The following is a 17,294-nucleotide window of genomic DNA, read 5'->3' as shown; positions in this document are numbered from 1 at the left end:
TGGGGCGTGCGAGGCTTCCCGAGAACCCAGCCGTCCCATGCGAGAGCTTGATGCAACAACCAGAAGCAGCCGCGTCACGTCGACGGTCCCGCTGGTCCGACCGCACGCGTCGGCGCCTGGCCGGCCCGCTGGGGCTGGTGGGCGCCGCGCTGCTCACCGTGGTGTCGGCCTGCAGCGTCGGCCCCTCCACCCGTCCGCCCGTGGCCATCGACGGCGGCGGCGCCGAGTCACCCGGTGGCCCGACCTCCAGCGCCACGGAGATCCCACCGCTGGACCGGGCCCCCGCCGACCGGCTGGGCTGGTCGGACTGCGCGGACAGCACCCGGGAGCGGCTGGGCGACGCGGGCGCGGCGACCACGCTCACCTTCGAGTGCGTCCGCATGCAGGCGGTGCTGGACCCGCCCAGCCGGCCGGGCCGGGGCAGCCTGCGGATCTCCCTGCTCAAGGCCGGCACCGGCGCGGTGCCGCTGGTGCTGGTCAACGACGCGGCCGGCGAGCCGGGCACGCTGGCCGCGGCCCGGCTGGCCACCCAGTTGCCGGCCCAGTTCTTCGAGACGTTCTCGCTGATCGGCATGGACCGCCGGGGCACGGGCGACTCCGAGGCGGCCCGGTGCGTCTCCCCGGAGGTGCGCGACCAGATCATCGGCTACGACCCGGGCAGCACCGACGTGACCGGCCTGCTGGAAACCGCGCGCAAGGCCAGCCAGGAGTGCGTGCTCGACCTGGACGACCGGCTGGCCGCGCTGGACACCTGGCGGGCCGCGGCCGACCTGGAGACGCTGCGCGAGTCACTGGGCGTGTCCCGGCTCAACGCGATCGGCCGAGGCGAGGGCTCCCGGGTGCTGACCACCTACGGCAGCCGCTACCCCAACCGGGTCGGCCGGGTGGTGCTGGACGGCGCGCTGGACCCGACCGCGGACGCCACCGGCCAGGCCGAGAACCGGGCGATCGGCGCGGAGCAGGCGTTCGACGCGTTCGCCGCCGACTGCGTCGCGCACAACTGTCCACTGGGGACTGATCCGAGGCAGGCCGTGCGGGACCTGCTCGACCAGTTGCGCGGCCAGCGGGTCCCCGGCGGCGACCGGCCCGGCGGCGCCGGCGTCGACGCGGTCCCGCTCACCGCGGGCACGGCGCTGCGGGCGATCCTGCGCGGCCTGGAGGACCGGTCGGCGTGGTCGCGGCTGGCCGAGGCGATCGCCGCGGCGCGCACCGGGTCCGGGAACGCGCTGACCGCGTGGGCGGCGCCGCTGGTGCTGGACAGCAGCCAGGACGACCCGCCGCTGCTGGACGGGGAGCTGGTGACCGGGTGCAACGACACCGCGTCCCGGCTGCCCCCGGAGCAGGTGAGCAAGCTGGCGCAGGACTGGCAGACCAAGCACCCGCTGTTCGGGGTGCTCTTCGCCCAGCAGCTGGTGCTGTGCGGGCCGTGGCCGGTCCCGGCCCAGCCGCTGCCGGACACCGACCTGGCCGGGGCGCCGCCGGTCCTGGTGCTCAGCACCGCGGCCGACCCGGTCGTGCCGGCCGCGGCCACCGAACGGGCCGCGCAGCACCTGAGCCAGGCGGTGCTGGTGAGTTGGCAGGGCGGTGGGCACGGCGCGTTCCCACGCGTCTCGTGCACCACCACCCTGGTGCAACGGTTCCTGGTGGACGGTCAGGTACCAGAGGACGGTACGGTCTGCCCCCCGTGAGTCGGTCCCCTCTGATCGTCTCGCCCCGGGCGGCTGGTCAGCCTCAGCAGCTGGAGCAGCAGCCGCACCCGGGCCCGGTGCACGTCGAACAGCAGCCGCAGCCGCTCAGCTGAACGTTCTCGGTCGACGCGGTTGTCTCTGCCGTCATGTCGTCCTCCCCTGTGGTCGCAACGAAAACCAGCGGAACCAACTACAGACGGTATTTCCGGCACCGGCACGAGTGATACCGCCACGTGAGGGACGGCCCCATCACTCGTTCGCCAGCCAGGCCCGGAACAGGCCTCGCCTCGGGTGAATTCCGGCCCGGCCGGGCCCGTTCCCGCCCCACCGGCGTGCTTCGTCCAGCCGGCCGACCGCATCGCCGGGACCGCGGCCGGGCAGCACGCGCGCCGATCACCGGTCGATCGACCACCGCCGCAGGGGCCGATCACCGGTCGGGACTGGTTCGCCGCCGGGCCGGCATCGTCGACACCCCGGCGGCGCGTTCCCAGCGCTAGCTGGGCAGCTCCTCCAGGGCCCGCTGGGCCGCCTCCAGCTCGGCGCGCAGCTGCTCGACCCGGGCCAGCTGCTGCTCGCGCGCGGCGTCCAGCACGGCCTGGATGGCCTCGGCCACGTCCGGGTGCAGCACCTTGGCGGCCTGGGCCACGTGCGAGGCCGGCACCGGCGCGGACCGGACCGTGCGCTTCTTGCCGGTCACCACGTCCACCGTCCACTCGCCGTCGGCGGTGGAACTCAGCGTCACCGTCACCTCGCTGGGCTTGGCGACCCGACGGGCACCGGAACCGGCGCGCGCCGGCCGCTTGCCCGCCGACTCGGTCGGGCCGGCCGCGTCCGCGCGCGGCTTGCTGACCGGCTCCGGCGGCGCCGGCGGGATCCAGGGCTCGGCGACGACCGGGGCGGCCGGTTTGGCCGGGGCCTTGGGCTTGCGCGGCGGCTTGGTGAGTGTCATCTCCGCGGGCGAGAAGGACAGCTCGTCCTGCGAGCCGGTCGGGCGGACCTGGATGAAGTCGCCCTCGGCCGGCTCGGTGAACCCGAGCACCTTGGCCGACCGGCCGGCCTCCATGCCGACCGCCTTGGCGGTGAACCACACGGTGGGCGTGCGCCCCTCGGCCAGTTCCGCCCGCAGGTGGTCGAGGTCGGCCGCGGATAACGCGGCCGACGATCGCCGCGGTGGTTGTTCCTGCGTCATATGCCCCTCCCGGTAGGCATGGTCATCTGTGGCGGGTGCAGCCTGCCGCATGCCACCGACAGAGCGTGACGCGCCTCGGCTCGCCTCGGCCGGCCGCCACCAGTGTGGCGCCCCATCCTGGCGGACGTGCCCGCGCGGGAAAACCCCGTGCCCGCAACACATTCTGGTCGTCCACAAAGGACTGATCCGGGACGGTGACGCCGACGTGGCCACACGGACGGACCAGCCGTGAAAACCACCCTGCGGCGTGTTCGTCCCGATATGCCGCGCGCCATCACCCGAATGGCGGTACGCTGTGGGCCGGCCAGGAGGGGCGCTGGCTGCGAGGTACAACCGAACACTGGTTAACAGCAGAAGGATTCCTGTCGCACACCCGTGGGGGAGAACCGCATGTCACCGACCCCGATCTATGACGACCTGATTCGTGAGTTCGAGCAGATCATCGAGGGGTTCGAGCACCCGAAGGCGTCGGCGGCCACCTGGGCGGCCGAATCGTCGACAGCGGACACGAACCTGGTCGACGAGGACTGAGGGACAGCCTCCAGACGTTGGTTGAGGGTGGTCGCACCGATCCCGTTCGGATCGGGCGACCACCCTCACTCCGTTCTCCCGGCGCTTCCCCGACCGCGGCGGGTGGCGCGCACCCGCCGCCGCCCGGCTCAGCCGGCCGGTTGCTGCACCAGGTCGGCCGGCACCGGGGTGCCGTCCCGCAGCGCGCCGAACAGCTGCTTGGCCTTGGCCTGGTTCCACACCACCACCGAGCCGGCCCCGGACACCTGGTCGAACCCGCCCACCGGCGCGGTCGCGGTGTCCATCCCGCCGCCGAGGGCGAAGGCCAGCCCGGCCAGGTTGTGCAGGTGGTCGTCGTCGCCCACCGAGATCGCGTCGCTCAGGTCGAAGGCCAGCGGCAGCGAGCGGAACGGGTTGGCCAGCACGGCGGCGCTGGTGGCCTTGTGCAGCAGCGCGGACAGGAACTTGCGCTGGTTCTGCACCCGCTCCAGGTCACCGGACTGGAACGCCCTGGTGCGCACGAAGCCGAGCGCCTGCGCGCCGTTCAGCTCCTGGCAGCCGGCGGGCAGGTCGATGCCGGCCTTGGGGTCCTTCATCGGCTCGTCCAGGCACATCTCCACCCCGCCGACGTCGTCGACCACGTTGGCGAACCCGCCGAAGCCGATCTCGACGTAGTGGTCCATGCGCAGCCCGGTGGCCTGCTCCACGGTCCGGGCCAGCAGGGGCGGCCCGCCGATCGCGAACGCGGCGTTGATCTTGTTCTTGTCGTGTCCCGGGATGGACACGTAGGAGTCGCGGGGCAGGCTGACCAGGATCGGGTTTCCCGAACCGTCCGGGATGTGCATGATCATGATCGTGTCGGTGCGGTGCCCGGCCGCGCTGCCCGTGGCCAGCTCCGCCTTCTCCTCCTCGGACAGCCCATCCCTGGCGTCCGAGCCGACCAGCAGCCAGTTGGTGCCCGCGCCGGCGGCCGGCCGGTCCGGGTAGTCCGCCAGCGCGGTCACCCGCTTGAGCGAGGAGTCGACGTAGAACCACAGGCCGACCAGCAGCAACAGCAGCACCACCAGGACGGTCAGCACCACCTTGCCCCGGGAGCGCCTGCGTCGTCGGGCCGGCCCCGCGCCGGCTGGCTGCTGGTGGTACCCAGCCGCGGCGGTCCCACTCCGGTTCACCATGTTGTCCCCCGATCAGCTGCGCGGTCGCCGGTCGCAGCGGGCGTTCAGGTCGTCGGCACGACGTTGTCGGTACGAGGTTCGTCGGTACGGGTCGTCGGCGGATCGCTCCGCCCTGTGCATGAGGACGTGTGACCGGGGGGAGGGGTTGCCGCGTCCGGCCACGCGCCCACCGGCCACGCCGTGGTCGCACCGGGCACGCGATCGCTGACCGCACGTTATCGGTTCTCTCCGACGTGCCGCCGCCGGCCCGGCCCGGGTCCCGCCCGTGCCGCAACGCTACCGGCCGGACCGGACCGGGGGTCGGGGCGCCGCGGTCCAGCGCGCGGGCCCGGCCGGGGTCACGGCGTCCGGCGCCGCCGCTGGCCCACGCCGTGTCTGGTCCGCTCCCGGGACTCGGCCACCACCAGCCAGGCCAGCCACAGCACTGCCACGCCCACCAGCACACCCATCGCGACCAGCGCGGTCAGCCACTCGTCGATCATCTCGCTCCTCCGGACAGTGCTTGCTCGGGCGCCCGCTGGACCACAGCCCCAGCTACGCCAGGTCACGATCAGCGACACACTGTCACGGCAGGCCGCGCGATGTCATCTTCCTTACCCCCACCGAGGCAGGCTCACCAGGCAGAACACCGCACGAGCCAGCCGGACGGGGCAGTCGCGCGCCGCCGCCCACCGGCCGAGGTGCGGCGGTGGGCGGCGGCGGGTGGTCTCGACGTGGTCGGTGCGGTCGGGGTTTTCGGGGTTTTCGGGGTGTGCGCGGCCGTCAGCCGATCAGGCTGGTCAGCGCGGGCAGGAAGCCGTTGCGGTGCCCGTTGGTGTTGGGGTGGTAGGAGTCGCCCAGCGGGAAGGTCAGCCCGTTGATCCAGGCCGAGCTGGCGCAGATCCCGTGGCCGGCGAAGGCCGGGCGCACGTCGAGGAACTCGAAGCCGGCCGTGCCCACCCGCTGCTGGACGACCGTGTTCAGCAGGTCGGCGGCCTGGTTGAGGGTGGTCCGCTTGGTCTGGCTGAGCCCGCCGAAGCAGGAGCCCGACTCGAACAGTCTCGGGTAGCCCAGCACCACCACCCGCGCCGAGGGCGCCGCCGCGTCCACGGCCCGGTAGGTCTGGTCCAGCAGCGCGGGCAGCTCCGCGTTGATGAACTGCTGCTTGTCGGCGACCGCGGTGGCGCAGTCCTGGTCGCTGCCCAGGGTGCAGGTGGTGACCACCTCGCCGAAGCCGGCGTCGTTGCCGCCGATGGACAGCGTCACCAGGTCGGTCGCCGCGGACAGCGCGGACACCTGGTTGGCCAGCACGTCCGCGGTTGTCGCCCCGGAGCAGGCGGCGAACGCGAACGAGCTGACGTCGTGGGTGGAACTCCACAGCGCGGCGTAGGCGCGCGGGCTGCGCTTGCAGTTGCCGCTGCCCGAGTCGTACTGACCGGTTCCGGTGCCGGAGGCGTAGGAGTCGCCGAGGGCGACGTAGTCGACCGGGGCTGGCGCCGCCGCGGCCACCCCACCCAACAGGACACTGGGCACCACGGCGGCGAGCGCTCCCACAAAAGCGCCAACCATCTGACGGACGCGCAACATTGGGACCTCCGTTTCACACGGCCTGGGAAAAATTAACTAGCACGCAGGCCGTGGAAACGGACACATTCCGGCAAAAGTTAATGCGATAATCAGGTGGCGATCACGCAAACGGGCGTTGGCGCAGCCAGGGGCGTACCTGACGGGGTGAGCGCCCCACTCGCCCGGTCGACCCGAAAACTGGTGACCGTGCCCGAATTCTGATTTGCGGCGAACAGCAGCGAGCCGGTCGGATCGAAACTGATGTGCCGGGGGAATTTGCCGCCAACCGGTGGAGTGGCCAGCAGCCGAAGCGCGGCACCGCCCTGCTCCACCGCGAACACCGCGATGGTGTCGTGGCCCCGGTTGGACAGGTAGACGAACCGGCCGTCGGCGGACACCAGCACCTCGGCCGGGTAGTTGCGCACGCCGGCGTCGCCGTTGGGGCTGGTGGGCTGGGTCTGGCCGAAGGTCAACCGACCGGTGGCCGGCGCGTAGGCGGCCACCGCGATGGTGCTGTCCAGTTCGTTGGCCACGTAGGCGAACCGCCCGTTGGGGTGGAAGGCCAGGTGCCTCGGCCCGGCCCCGGGGCGGGTGGCCGAGCGGGCGGCCAGCCGCAGCCTGCCGGTGCCCAGGTTCAGCTCGTAGGCGTACACCGAGTCCGTGCCCAGGTCCACGGCCAGCACGTACCGGCCGGCCGGGTCGGTGAGCACCATGTGGGCGTGCGGGCCGGCCTGGCGGTCGGGGTCCGGGCCGGAACCGGTGTGCCGCACCAGGTCGGTGCGCGCGCCCAGGGACCCGTCCGCGCGCACCGGGTGCGTGGACAGGCTGCCCGAGCCGTAGTTGGCGCTGATCACGTACCTGCCGCTGGGGTGAACGCACAGGTGGCAGGGGCTGTCCCCGCCGGTGGACTGCGCGTTGAGCACGCGCGGGGCGCCGGCCTCGTCCACGGCGATGGCGGTGACCCGGCCGGCGGCCTGCTCGTTGACCGCGTACAGCCGCCGGCCGGTGCGGTCGAAGGTCAGAAACGACGGGTCGGCCACGCCGGCCAGCACCCCGGTGGCGGTGAGCTGCCCGGTGGTCAGGTCGTAGCGGCCCAGCCCGATGCCGGTCCCGCCGCCGCTGGAGGTGTAGGTGCCCAGGTAGACCCGGCCGGTGGGGGCGGGCCGGTGCCGGCCGGCCGCATCCTGGTCCCCGGCCTGGCCGCTGGTCACCGGATCGGCCGACCCGGCGCCAGCCGGCGCGGGGCCAGCCGCCCCAGGGCCAGCCGGCGCTGGGCCAGCCGGCGCGGGATCAGTCGGGGTCGGATCAGCCGACGCGGAAGCGCCCGTGCCCAGTGCCACGCCCAGCCCCACCCCCATCGCTCCGAGAAACCGCCGTCGTCCCACGCCTGCGCGCATGCCCGTCGCACCTTCCGGATCAGCCTGTGCCAACACCCGGAGCCCTCGCCCGGAGTGGCTCCGGCATCTCACATTGGCCTGGACCACTCGCGTTGACAAGAGCCGGGCCGGCACGACCCCGCGCGGACAACCGCCACTCGACCGGGTGAACCTGTCCGTGGCAAACCGCCGCCGGACAGCCGCTCGACGCAACAAATCACTCGATCAACCCCTTGTTCGCACAATGATCAGCGGAAATACGCAACGAGGAGTGGATGAAACAGTCGTCGCCCGCGTTCTAGCCTTGGGTATGACCGTCACCGCACCCCACTCCTCCGGCCAGCCAGCCGACGTTCCCGCCGGCACGGGTGAGTTCGTCGCCCTCGACGAGCAGTGGAGCACGCACAACTACCACCCGCTGCCCGTGGTGATCAGCCACGCCGAGGGCGCCCGGGTGACCGATGTGGACGGCCGCGAGTACCTGGACTTCCTGTCCGGGTACTCGGCGCTCAACTTCGGCCACCGCCACCCCGCCCTCATCGCCGCCGCCACCGAACAGCTCGGCCGGGTGACCCTGACCAGCCGGGCCTTCCACCACGACCAGCTGGGCCTGTTCTGCCGGGAACTCGCCGAGCTGACCGGCACCGAGATGGTGCTGCCGATGAACTCCGGCGCCGAGGCGGTCGAGTCCGCGATCAAGGTCGCCCGCAAGTGGGCCTACCAGGTCAAGGGCGTGCCCGACGGCACGGCCGAGATCGTGGTGGCCGGCGCCAACTTCCACGGCCGCACCACCACCATCGTGTCCTTCTCCACCGATCCCGTGGCGCACAACCACTTCGGCCCGTACACGCCCGGGTTCACCGTGGTGAAGTACGGCGACGCCGAGGCCATGGCCTCGGCCATCACCGAGCGCACCGCCGCCGTGCTGATCGAGCCCATCCAGGGCGAGTCCGGCGTGGTCGTGCCCCCGGCCGGCTACCTGCGCGAGGTCCGGCGGCTCTGCGACGCCCACAACATCCTGCTGATCGCCGACGAGATCCAGTCCGGCCTGGCCCGCACCGGCGACCTGCTGGCCCTGGACCACGAGGGCGTCCGCGCCGACCTCTACACCCTGGGCAAGGCCCTGGGCGGCGGCATCATGCCGGTCTCGGCCGTGGTGGGCAGCCGCGCGGTGCTCGGTGTGCTGCGGCCGGGCGAGCACGGCTCCACGTTCGGTGGCAATCCGCTGGCCTGCGCCATCGGCCGGGCCGTCATCCGGCTGCTGGCCACCGGCGAGTTCCAGCAGCGCTCCCGGGAACTGGGCGCCCACCTGCACGGCCGGCTGGGCGAGCTGATCGGCAGCGGCGTGGCCGAGGTGCGCGGCCGCGGCCTGTGGGCCGGGGTGGAGATCGCCCCGGGCGGCCCCACCGGCCGGCAGGCCAGCGAGGCGCTGGCGGCGCGGGGCGTGCTGTGCAAGGAAACCCACGACACCACGCTGCGGGTGGCGCCGCCGCTGGTGATCAGCCGCGCCGACCTGGACCGGGGCATCGACGCGATCGCCGCGGTGCTGACCAGGTGAGCCGCTGACCCGGTGAGCCGCTGCCCCGGTGGCTCCCCTGGCCAGTGGTCCCACTGACCCGTTGGTCTTGAGCCGCTGACCGGCCGGGCTCGGCTGACCGGCCGGCCCGGCCCACCGGAGTACCGTCGCCGACGTGACAGCACTGGGGTGGGTCGGCATCGTCCGACACGGGCAGAGCAGCGCCAACGTGGCCATGGACCAGGCCGAGGCCGCCGGCCTGGCCCGGACCGGCAGCCCGCACCGCGACGCGGACGTGCCCCTGACCGAGCAGGGCCGGTCCCAGGCGCGCGCGGTGGGCCGGTGGCTCGCCGAGCTGCCCGCCGAGGACCGGCCCGACCTGGTGGTGGTCTCGCCCTACCTGCGCACGGTCGACACCGCCCGGATCGCGCTGACCACCGCCTTCGGCGAGGGAGTGGTTTCCCCGGTGTTCGACGAGCGCCTGCGCGACCGGGAACTCGGCGTGCTGGACCTGCTCACCTCGCACGGCGTGGCCGAGCGGTTCCCCGAGGAACTGGCCCGCAAGAAGCACCTGGGCCGGTTCTACTACCGCCCGCCGGGCGGCGAGTCCTGGGCGGACGTGGCCCTGCGCGTGCGCACCCTGCTCAGCGAGCTGCGCACCGAGCACGCCGGCCAGCGGGTGCTGTTCTTCGCGCACGAGATCACCGTGTTCCTGCTGCGCTACCTGCTGGAGGAGATCCCCGAGCCGGAACTGCGCGCCATCGCGCTGCCCAACGTGGTGGCCAACGGGTCGATCACCACCTGGGAGCCCACCGCCGGGGGCGGCTACCGCATGGTGCTCGCGCACGGCACCGACCACCTGCGCCGGCACGGCGCGCTGCCCACGGTCGCCGACGACGCCGCCACCCAGACCGCCTGATCCCGCCGCTCCCCCGGGCGGCGGGTCGCCGGTTAGCCCCCCGCGAATCCGGGTAGCCGAGGCTGGAGCCACCAGTCTGGGGCCAGGTGCTCACGCACGTGTGGAAGGAGGAGCGGCATGACCACGCACGAGACGCGATGGCACGCGTCGACCCGGCCGGAGGACCGCCCGATCGGCCAGTTGGTCAGCGACATGTCCGAGCAGCTGACCCGGCTGGTCCGCGACGAGATGCGCATCGCCGCGCTGGAGATGCGGCAGAAGGGCAAGCGGCTCGGCCGGGGCGCCGGCCTGCTCAGCGGCGCCGGCGTGCTCGCCCTCTACGGCGGCGGCGCGGTGATCGCCGGCCTGATCATGCTGCTGGCCACGGCGATCACCCCGTGGGTCGCGGCGATCATCGTCGGGGTCGCCCTCCTGATCATCGCCGGGGTGTTCGCGCTCGCCGGCCGGTCCTCGGCCAGGCGCGCCGTGCCGCCACTGCCCGAACAGGCCGTGTCCGACGTGCGCAGGGACATGCAGATGCTCAAGGAAAGGGCGCACGGATGAGTACTTCGCAACGCAGGGCCAACGACGTCCCGGTCGGGGTCCCGCCCCAGGCCAGGGAACACGCCATGGACATGCGGCCGATCACGCCGGACCAGGCTGACATCCGCCCGTCCGACTCGCCGCGCATGGCCGAGCTGCGCGCGGACGCCGCGCTGACCCGCGAGGAACTGGGCGAGACCGTGGAAGCGTTGGCGCACAAGATGAACGTGCCCCGGCGCGCCAAGGAGCAGCTGGACCAGCGCAAGGCCGCGTTGCAGGCCAGGACCGAGCAGACCCTCAACGCCATGCCCCCGCCCGTGGCCAACCTGGCCCAGCAGGGCATGGCCGCGGTGCGACGGCGCCCGGCGGCGTTCCTGGTCGGCACCGTGGTGGCCGTGCTGGTGCTGCGGATGATGGCCCGTCGGCGCGGGTCCCGGTGACACCGTGACGGGACCCGCGCCGGCGCGGGTCCCGTGTCCTCGGGTCCCGGTGTCGCGGTGGTTCAGAGGACCGTGGCGACCTCGTCGAAGCCCAGGCGCGGAGCCCTCGGGTAGGTGGCGGTGTGGTCCGCGTGCCCGATGTTCGCCACCACCAGCGGTTCCGTGCCGGTGCCGGCGAAGAACTCCGCGCGCACGCCGTTGACGTCGAACCCGGTCATCGGCCCGACGGCCAGGCCGGCCGCGCGCACCGCCACGATGAAGTAGCCGATCTGCAGGGCCGCGCTCAGCCGGGCGGAGCGCAGCCGCAGCTCCTCGTCGTCCGCGAACATCTCCCTGGCGTTGGGCACCGCCGGGAAGACCGTGGGCAGCAGCTCGTGGAATTCGCCGTCAGCGGCCAGGATCGCGGTGACCGGAGCCTTGGCCGTCTTGTCCCGGTTGCCGCCGAACATGTGCGGCAGCAGTCGGCCGCGCGCCTCGGCGCTGCGCAGGAACACCACCCGCAGCGGCTGGCTGTTCATCGCCGTCGGCCCCCACTTGGCCAGGTCGAGCACGGCGCGCAGCTGCTCGTCGGTGACTGGCTCGTCGGTGAACGCGTTGGCCGTGCGGGCCGCGCGGAACAGCAGGTTCTGCGCGTCAGCGGCGAGCGCGAGCACGTCGTGCAGACCGTTCTCGGGCAGGGTGGGAACCCCAGTGGACATCGGCTGGCCCTTCGGTGCGGAACACGAAACGGGGCCGGTGCACCGACCGGCCCCGTCACCACGTCAGCCCCTCATCCTGCTCACCGGGCCCGGTGCGCGCCCACTGTTTGTGCGCGCACCCACACGATTCGGCGCGACCGCTGGCGTCACTGCGCCCGCTGGTAGAAGGGCAGCGTGGTCACCTCGACCGGCTCCTGCCGGCCCCGCACGTCCACCAGCAGCCGGGTGCCCGGCTCGGCGTGCGCCGTGGCCACGTAGGCCATGGCCACCGGATGGCCCAGCGTCGGGGAGGGCGCGCCACTGGTGACCGTGCCCACGGTGGCGCCCTGCTCGTCCAGCACCGGGTAGCCGTGCCGGGGCGCCCGCCGGCCGGTGCTGGTCAGTCCGACCAGGACGGTGTCCACTCCGCGCTCGGCCACCTCGGCCAGCGCGGCCCGGCCCACGAAGTCCCCGGGCTTGTCCAGCTTCACCACCCGGCCCAGGCCGGCGTGGTACGGGGTGAGTTCGGTGGTGAGTTCGTTGCCGTACAACGGCATCCCGGCCTCCAGCCGGAGGGTGTCCCGGCAGCCAAGGCCGGCGGGCCGCAGCCGGTGGGCGTTGCCGGCGGCCAGCAGGGCCCGCCACACCGCGACCGCGTGCTCCGGCGCGACGAACAGCTCGAAGCCGTCCTCACCGGTGTAGCCGGTCCGGGCCAGCAGCACCGGCTGGCCGGCCACCTGCGCCGGGTAGGAGGCGTAGTAGCGCACCCCGTCCAGGTCGATCGAGCACAGCCCGGACAGGATCGCCACCGAGGCCGGTCCCTGCAGCGCGATCAGCGCGTACTCCTCGGAGGCGTCGGTGACCAGGGCGTCCCGGTTCACCGCGCGCTCCACCAGCGCGGCCAGCACCACGGCGGTGTTGGCCGCGTTGGCCACCACCAGGTACTCGTGCTCGCCGGTGCGGTAGACGATCAAATCGTCCAGCACACCGCCGTCGTCCTGGCAGATCATCGTGTACCTGGCCCGGCCGACCTTGATCGCCGAGGCGTTGCCGACCAGGGCGTGGTCCAGCACGGCGCCGGCCTCGTGCCCGGTGACCCGGATCTCCCCCATGTGCGACAGGTCGAACAGCCCGGCCGTCTGCCGGACGGCCTTGTGCTCGGCGAGTTCGCTCTCGTAGCGCAGCGGCATCCGCCAGCCCGCGAAGTCGGTGAACATCGCGCCGAGGGCCTCGTGCTCGGCGTGCAACGGTGTCTGACGGCTGGCTGCTGACTGCATGCTGGGCCTGTTCCTCTCGCTCCTGCTTATCTGGTGGCATCAAAACACCTGGCCCGAACCGCCGCGACAAAGCCCGCCCAGGTCCGGGGTGTGACCCGGAACGCGCCACCGCCCGGCGTCGGGGAATCCGGGCGACGGGCCGCGGCCGGCGGGCGGCAGGCCCCGTTCACACCACTGGCCGCGTTCCCCGGGATGTCGCCGGGGCAACGCGGCCAGTGTGCGGTGTGCGGTGTGCGGTGCTGATTCAGAGGGTGCCGCCGGCGCGCACCCGGTCGGTGACCTTGCGCTCGGCGTAGAACGACACGAACGGGATGGTGCCGGCCAGCAGCACCAGGATGGTTCCCTTGATCGACCAGCGGGCCTTGATGGCCAGGTCCACGGCCAGGATCAGGTACACCGCGTAGAGGAACCCGTGGATCGGGCCGATGACCTGCACCAGCACCGCCTGGTCGCCCAGGTACTTGACGAGCATGGCGGCCACCAGGGTCAGCAGGCCGACGCCGACCACGTAGGCCAGGATCCGGAAGCGGCTCAACGCGCCGGCGACTCCGGCCGCCAGCTCGACCCGGGACGTTTGCGCGGAGGTTTGCTCAACCGGCACGGCGTTCACTCCTGGCGTTCAGCTCGGCGAGGTAGCGGTTGTAGGCCGCCAGCTCCTCGTCCTCGTCGTCCTCGATGTCGGGGGCGTGCGCGACGGCACGGGTGGCCGGCACGACCGCACGCGGTGCGGGCACGGCGGCGACGTCCTCGCGCGCGCCCGGCTCCGCACCACCGGACGCACCGGCGGCGTCGGCCGGGTCGGTCGCGGACGTCGTGGCGGACGCCTCCGCCTCGGCGGCCCGGTGCTGGGCGTTCAGCCGGGCCATCCGCCACCACATGAAGGTCGGGAACACCCCGAACAGCGGCCACAGCAGGACGTAGCCGAAGTTCTGGATGGTCCCGCTGGCCGATGTGAAGCGCTGCCACTGCCAGGTGGCCAGGCCACAGCAGACCACGAACACCAACGCGCACCCCAGAACCAGCAGCACTCGCCTGGGGGTGAACACGTCGCCACGCACCCCTCGACGCTAGCACCGGCCCGCGGTCCGCACGCGCCCGGGAGTAGTGAGACTACGTACCGAGTCCGGGTGACGTTCGTCCCATTCGTTCCGGTTGCTCCTCCGGCTCGCCGCCACCCGGGGATCGGCGGCGCGACCACCCCGTCGCCCCGCCCCGGTTCGCCGGCTCCCCCGTCCGGTACCTCCCCCGCCTTCCCCGGCCCGGGCGTCACCCGAACGGCCCTGCCTGAACGTGCGACTCGCGAGGTTTGCAAAGTCAACTCGCGGTGGGGTGTGCGAGGTGACCAGTGGGAGGCGCCCGGGTGGGCGTCCTGCCCAGTGACGGGTCAGGGCGGGGCGGCCTACCGTTGCCGGTCAACAACGCGGCAGGCATCGAAAGCGCTGCTCAGGGAGGCCCCATGGGTGCATCGGACACCGTTGGTGTTGACGACTACGCGCTTGCCCGGGTGCCCTCGGCAGCCCGGTACTCGTGGTGGTCGATCGCGGTGCAGCGGTTCGGCCAGATCTCCGCGCTCAGCCAGTTCCTGCTCGGCGCCACGCTCGGGTTCGGCATGAGCTTCGGCGGCGCGCTGCTGGCCCTCACCCTCGGCTCGGTCATCCTGGAGGTGGTGGCGATCTTCCTGGGCGTGATCGGCGTCCGGGAGGGGCTGTCCACGTCCATGCTGGCCCGCTGGACCGGGTTCGGCCGGGCCGGGTCGGCGCTGATCGGCCTGGTCATCGGGATCAGCCTGATCGGCTGGTTCGGCATCCAGTCGGCGGTGTCCGCGCAGGGGCTGGTCGCCCTGGTCGGCGGGCTGCCCGAGTGGGGCTGGGCACTGGTGTTCGGCCTGCTGGTGACCGCGATCGTGGTGCGCGGGTTCCACTCGATGGCGTGGACGGCCTACCTGACCGTGCCGGCGTTCCTGGCGCTGGTCGCCTGGTCGGTCACGGCGGAGCTGACCAAGCACGACCTCGGCGAGCTGGCCACCCAGGCCGCGCCGGGCCCGCAGCTGAGCCTGGTGCAGGGCACCACCCTGGTGGCCGGCGGGTTCATCGTGGGCGCGGTGATCAGCCCGGACATGACCCGGTTCAACCGGAGCACCGCCGACGTGGTCAAGCAGACCCTGGTGGGCGTCACCCTGGGCGAGTACGTGATCGGGCTGGCCGGGGTGCTGCTCGCGCACGCGATCGGCTCGGCCAGCGTCACCACGATCGTCACCTCGTCGGTGGGCTGGGTCGGCACCCTGGTGATCGTGCTGGGCACGCTCAAGATCAACGACTGGAACCTGTACTCGGCCGGTCTGGGCGTGGTCAACTTCGTGGGCACGGTGTTCGGCCGCCAGGTCAACCGGGGCGTGGTCACCGCCGTGCTGGGCGTGGCCGGCAGCGTGCTGGCCGCGGCGGGCATCCTGGACAGCTTCACCGACTTCCTCACCCTGCTGGGCGTGGCGTTCCCGCCGATCGTGGGCGTGCTGGTGGCCGAGTACTTCCTGGTCCGCCGGTGGCGCGGCGAGCTGGAGCGCGGCAGGAGCAGCGGCGCGCTGCCGGCCAGCGCGCCCACCTGGGTGCCGGCCACGCTGGTGGTGTGGGTGCTCGCCGCGCTGGTCGGCCGGTTCGTCCACATCGGACTGGGCAGCATCAACTCGCTGGTCGTCGCGTTCGTGCTGTACCTGGTGGCGGGCAAGCTGGGCCTGGTGCGCGGCGTGGGGACCAGCCCGACCGAGGGCCCCGACCGGACGTCGGTCAGCGCGCCGGCCGCGGCCCACTGACCGTTGCCGGCGGCCGGTTGCCCCCCGGCCGCCGGCAACACCCGAGCACGCCACCGAGCGGCAGTCCCACCAAGCACCACAAGGCAAACAGCGAGGAGTCTTCGTGCACATCGGCATCGACGTCGGCGGCACCAACACCGACGCGGTCCTCATGCGGGGACGCACCGTCCTGGCCGCCGTCAAGACCAGCACGACGGCGGACGTCACCTCCGGCATCGTGTCCGCTCTGGACGGTCTGCAGCGGCAGCGGGCCTTCGACCCCGGCCAGGTGCACGCGGTGATGATCGGCACCACCCACTTCATCAACGCGCTGATCGAGGCGCGCCGGCTGGCGCCGACCGCGGCGGTGCGCCTGGGCCTGCCGGCCACCGCGTCGCTGCCGCCCATGGTGGACTGGCCGGAGCACCTGGTCGGCGCGATCAACGGGCGCAGCTACCTGTGCCACGGCGGGCACGAGTTCGACGGCAGGCACATCGCCGAACTGGACGAGGCCGAACTGCGCGCCGCCGCGGCGGACATGGCCGCGCACGGGGTCCGCAGCGTGGCGATCACCTCGGTGTTCTCCCCGGTCAACGCCGAGTTCGAGGCGCGGGCCGCCGAGCTGCTCGCCGCCGAGCTGCCCGGGGTCGCGCTGTCGCTGTCGCACGAGATCGGCCGGATCGGCCTGCTGGAGCGGGAGAACGCGACCGTGATCAACGCGGCCCTGCGCGAGCTGGCCGCGCACATCGTGGACGGCCTGGCCGCGTCGGTGGCCGGCGCCGGCATCACCGCGCCGCTGTACCTGTCGCAGAACGACGGCACGCTGATGGACGTGGACTTCGCCCGGCGCTACCCGGTGGCCACCTTCGCCTCCGGGCCGACCAACTCCATGCGCGGCGCCACCGTGCTGTCCGGTGTGGACACCTGCGCCGTGGTCGACGTGGGCGGCACCACCAGCGATGTCGGTGTGCTGCAACGGGGTTTCCCGCGCGAGGCCACCACCGAGGTGAGCGTGGCCGGGGTGCGCACCAACTTCCGCATGCCCGACGTGCTCAGCATCGGCATCGGCGGCGGCAGCCTGGTGCGCGGGCAGGCCGACGCGGTGACCGTGGGGCCGGACTCGGTCGGCTACGAGCTGACCAGCCGGGCGCTGGTGTTCGGCGGGGACACGCTCACCGCCACCGACATCGCGGTGGCCGCGGGCGCCGCCGAGGTCGGCGACCCGGGCCTGGTCGCCCACCTGGACCGCGGCCTGGTGCGCGCGGCACTGGACCGGATCGCCGCGGACGTGGCCGACGTGGTGGAGCGGATGCGCACCTCGGCGGAGCCGCTGCCGGTGGTGGCCGTGGGCGGCGGCTCCATCCTGCTGCCCGACGAGCTGGCCGACGGCGGCCGGGTGCACCGGCCGGAGCACTACGCGGTGGCCAACGCGATCGGCGCGGCCATCGCGCAGGTCGGCGGCGAGGTGGACCGGGTGTTCGCGGTGGAGCCGGGCCGGCGCGAGGCCGTGCTGGACGAGGCCAGGCAGGAGGCGGTGGACCGGGCCGTGGCGGCCGGGGCCACGCCGGGCAGCGTGACGATCGTGGACTTCGACGAGGTGCCCATCCCCTACCTGCCGGGCAACGCCACCCGGGTGCGGGTCAAGGCCGTGGGCGACCTCAAGGTCGAGGACTGA

17 protein-coding genes are annotated in these 17,294 nt (G+C 73.0%); 8 read left to right on the top strand and 9 right to left on the bottom strand.

Annotated elements, in window-relative coordinates:
• Nucleotides 1-50 precede the first annotated feature (50 nt).
• Complete coding sequence (locus LX83_RS16520; protein ID WP_253772256.1) at nucleotides 51-1,688, top strand: alpha/beta fold hydrolase; 1,638 nt, start codon at nucleotides 51-53, stop codon at nucleotides 1,686-1,688.
• A gap of 493 nt (nucleotides 1,689-2,181) precedes the next feature.
• Here the strand turns inward: LX83_RS16520 and LX83_RS16515 are convergent, their stop codons facing one another.
• Nucleotides 2,182-2,877: a DUF6319 family protein gene (locus LX83_RS16515; RefSeq protein WP_253772254.1), complete on the bottom strand. Its 696-nt coding sequence runs from the start codon at nucleotides 2,875-2,877 to the stop codon at nucleotides 2,182-2,184.
• A gap of 390 nt (nucleotides 2,878-3,267) precedes the next feature.
• Here LX83_RS16515 and LX83_RS16510 point away from each other — a divergent pair, with 390 nt between their 5' ends.
• The gene (locus tag LX83_RS16510) at nucleotides 3,268-3,408 is read left to right on the top strand and encodes a hypothetical protein (protein WP_253772252.1); all 141 of its coding nucleotides are present in this window, start codon (nucleotides 3,268-3,270) and stop codon (nucleotides 3,406-3,408) included.
• Between the two features lie 128 nt (nucleotides 3,409-3,536).
• Here the strand turns inward: LX83_RS16510 and LX83_RS16505 are convergent, their stop codons facing one another.
• The 4 genes from LX83_RS16505 to LX83_RS16490 form a co-directional block, all read right to left on the bottom strand.
• Nucleotides 3,537-4,559: an LCP family protein gene (locus tag LX83_RS16505; RefSeq protein ID WP_253772250.1), complete on the bottom strand. Its 1,023-nt coding sequence runs from the start codon at nucleotides 4,557-4,559 to the stop codon at nucleotides 3,537-3,539.
• A gap of 341 nt (nucleotides 4,560-4,900) precedes the next feature.
• Complete coding sequence (locus LX83_RS16500; protein ID WP_253772248.1) at nucleotides 4,901-5,044, bottom strand: hypothetical protein; 144 nt, start codon at nucleotides 5,042-5,044, stop codon at nucleotides 4,901-4,903.
• A gap of 280 nt (nucleotides 5,045-5,324) precedes the next feature.
• The gene (locus LX83_RS16495) at nucleotides 5,325-6,128 is read right to left on the bottom strand and encodes an SGNH/GDSL hydrolase family protein (RefSeq protein ID WP_253772246.1); all 804 of its coding nucleotides are present in this window, start codon (nucleotides 6,126-6,128) and stop codon (nucleotides 5,325-5,327) included.
• 89 nt (nucleotides 6,129-6,217) lie between these two features.
• Complete coding sequence (locus tag LX83_RS16490) at nucleotides 6,218-7,318, bottom strand: lactonase family protein (RefSeq protein WP_253772244.1); 1,101 nt, start codon at nucleotides 7,316-7,318, stop codon at nucleotides 6,218-6,220.
• A 475-nt stretch (nucleotides 7,319-7,793) separates the two neighbouring features.
• On the opposite strand from LX83_RS16490, the gene rocD reads away from it, so the two are divergent.
• From rocD to LX83_RS16470, 4 genes are all read left to right on the top strand, one after another.
• Nucleotides 7,794-9,041, top strand: coding sequence for an ornithine--oxo-acid transaminase (rocD, locus tag LX83_RS16485; protein WP_253772242.1), 1,248 nt, complete (start codon nucleotides 7,794-7,796; stop codon nucleotides 9,039-9,041).
• Between the two features lie 133 nt (nucleotides 9,042-9,174).
• Nucleotides 9,175-9,918: a histidine phosphatase family protein gene (locus LX83_RS16480; protein WP_253772241.1), complete on the top strand. Its 744-nt coding sequence runs from the start codon at nucleotides 9,175-9,177 to the stop codon at nucleotides 9,916-9,918.
• 117 nt (nucleotides 9,919-10,035) lie between these two features.
• A complete protein-coding gene (locus LX83_RS16475; protein ID WP_253772239.1) occupies nucleotides 10,036-10,461 on the top strand; it encodes a phage holin family protein in 426 nt (141 codons plus the stop codon).
• On the top strand, nucleotides 10,458-10,880 hold the full coding sequence (locus LX83_RS16470; protein ID WP_253772237.1) for a DUF3618 domain-containing protein: 423 nt from the start codon (nucleotides 10,458-10,460) through the stop codon (nucleotides 10,878-10,880). Before LX83_RS16475 ends, LX83_RS16470 begins: the two co-directional genes overlap by 4 nt.
• 62 nt (nucleotides 10,881-10,942) lie before the next feature.
• On the opposite strand, the gene LX83_RS16465 is transcribed toward LX83_RS16470, so the two are convergent.
• From LX83_RS16465 to LX83_RS16450, 4 genes are all read right to left on the bottom strand, one after another.
• On the bottom strand, nucleotides 10,943-11,578 hold the full coding sequence (locus tag LX83_RS16465; protein WP_253772235.1) for a malonic semialdehyde reductase: 636 nt from the start codon (nucleotides 11,576-11,578) through the stop codon (nucleotides 10,943-10,945).
• A 146-nt stretch (nucleotides 11,579-11,724) separates the two neighbouring features.
• The gene (gene gcvT, locus LX83_RS16460; protein ID WP_253772233.1) at nucleotides 11,725-12,834 is read right to left on the bottom strand and encodes a glycine cleavage system aminomethyltransferase GcvT; all 1,110 of its coding nucleotides are present in this window, start codon (nucleotides 12,832-12,834) and stop codon (nucleotides 11,725-11,727) included.
• A 244-nt stretch (nucleotides 12,835-13,078) separates the two neighbouring features.
• A complete protein-coding gene (locus LX83_RS16455; RefSeq protein ID WP_253772231.1) occupies nucleotides 13,079-13,435 on the bottom strand; it encodes a DUF3817 domain-containing protein in 357 nt (118 codons plus the stop codon).
• Nucleotides 13,425-13,892, bottom strand: a complete 468-nt coding sequence (locus LX83_RS16450) for a transcriptional regulator (protein WP_253772229.1) — start codon at nucleotides 13,890-13,892, stop codon at nucleotides 13,425-13,427. Before LX83_RS16450 ends, LX83_RS16455 begins: the two co-directional genes overlap by 11 nt.
• A 398-nt stretch (nucleotides 13,893-14,290) precedes the next feature.
• Here LX83_RS16450 and LX83_RS16445 point away from each other — a divergent pair, with 398 nt between their 5' ends.
• Nucleotides 14,291-15,640: a purine-cytosine permease family protein gene (locus LX83_RS16445; protein ID WP_253772227.1), complete on the top strand. Its 1,350-nt coding sequence runs from the start codon at nucleotides 14,291-14,293 to the stop codon at nucleotides 15,638-15,640.
• Between the two features lie 103 nt (nucleotides 15,641-15,743).
• Nucleotides 15,744-17,294, top strand: a complete 1,551-nt coding sequence (locus LX83_RS16440; protein WP_253772225.1) for a hydantoinase/oxoprolinase family protein — start codon at nucleotides 15,744-15,746, stop codon at nucleotides 17,292-17,294.

The organism is Goodfellowiella coeruleoviolacea (genome assembly GCF_024171785.1).
Lineage (GTDB): Bacteria > Actinomycetota > Actinomycetes > Mycobacteriales > Pseudonocardiaceae > Goodfellowiella > Goodfellowiella coeruleoviolacea.
This window is presented reverse-complemented; position numbering and strand designations above follow the sequence as displayed.

Coding starts and splice junctions, on each gene's coding strand:
- LX83_RS16495 (WP_253772246.1), bottom strand. CDS start 6,128: ATGTTGCGCGTCCGTCAGATGGTTGGCGCTTTTGTGGGAGCGCTCGCC.
- LX83_RS16515 (WP_253772254.1), bottom strand. CDS start 2,877: ATGACGCAGGAACAACCACCGCGGCGATCGTCGGCCGCGTTATCCGCG.
- gcvT (WP_253772233.1), bottom strand. CDS start 12,834: ATGCAGTCAGCAGCCAGCCGTCAGACACCGTTGCACGCCGAGCACGAG.
- LX83_RS16445 (WP_253772227.1), top strand. CDS start 14,291: ATGGGTGCATCGGACACCGTTGGTGTTGACGACTACGCGCTTGCCCGG.
- LX83_RS16465 (WP_253772235.1), bottom strand. CDS start 11,578: ATGTCCACTGGGGTTCCCACCCTGCCCGAGAACGGTCTGCACGACGTG.
- LX83_RS16500 (WP_253772248.1), bottom strand. CDS start 5,044: ATGATCGACGAGTGGCTGACCGCGCTGGTCGCGATGGGTGTGCTGGTG.
- LX83_RS16470 (WP_253772237.1), top strand. CDS start 10,458: ATGAGTACTTCGCAACGCAGGGCCAACGACGTCCCGGTCGGGGTCCCG.
- LX83_RS16510 (WP_253772252.1), top strand. CDS start 3,268: ATGTCACCGACCCCGATCTATGACGACCTGATTCGTGAGTTCGAGCAG.
- rocD (WP_253772242.1), top strand. CDS start 7,794: ATGACCGTCACCGCACCCCACTCCTCCGGCCAGCCAGCCGACGTTCCC.
- LX83_RS16475 (WP_253772239.1), top strand. CDS start 10,036: ATGACCACGCACGAGACGCGATGGCACGCGTCGACCCGGCCGGAGGAC.
- LX83_RS16520 (WP_253772256.1), top strand. CDS start 51: ATGCAACAACCAGAAGCAGCCGCGTCACGTCGACGGTCCCGCTGGTCC.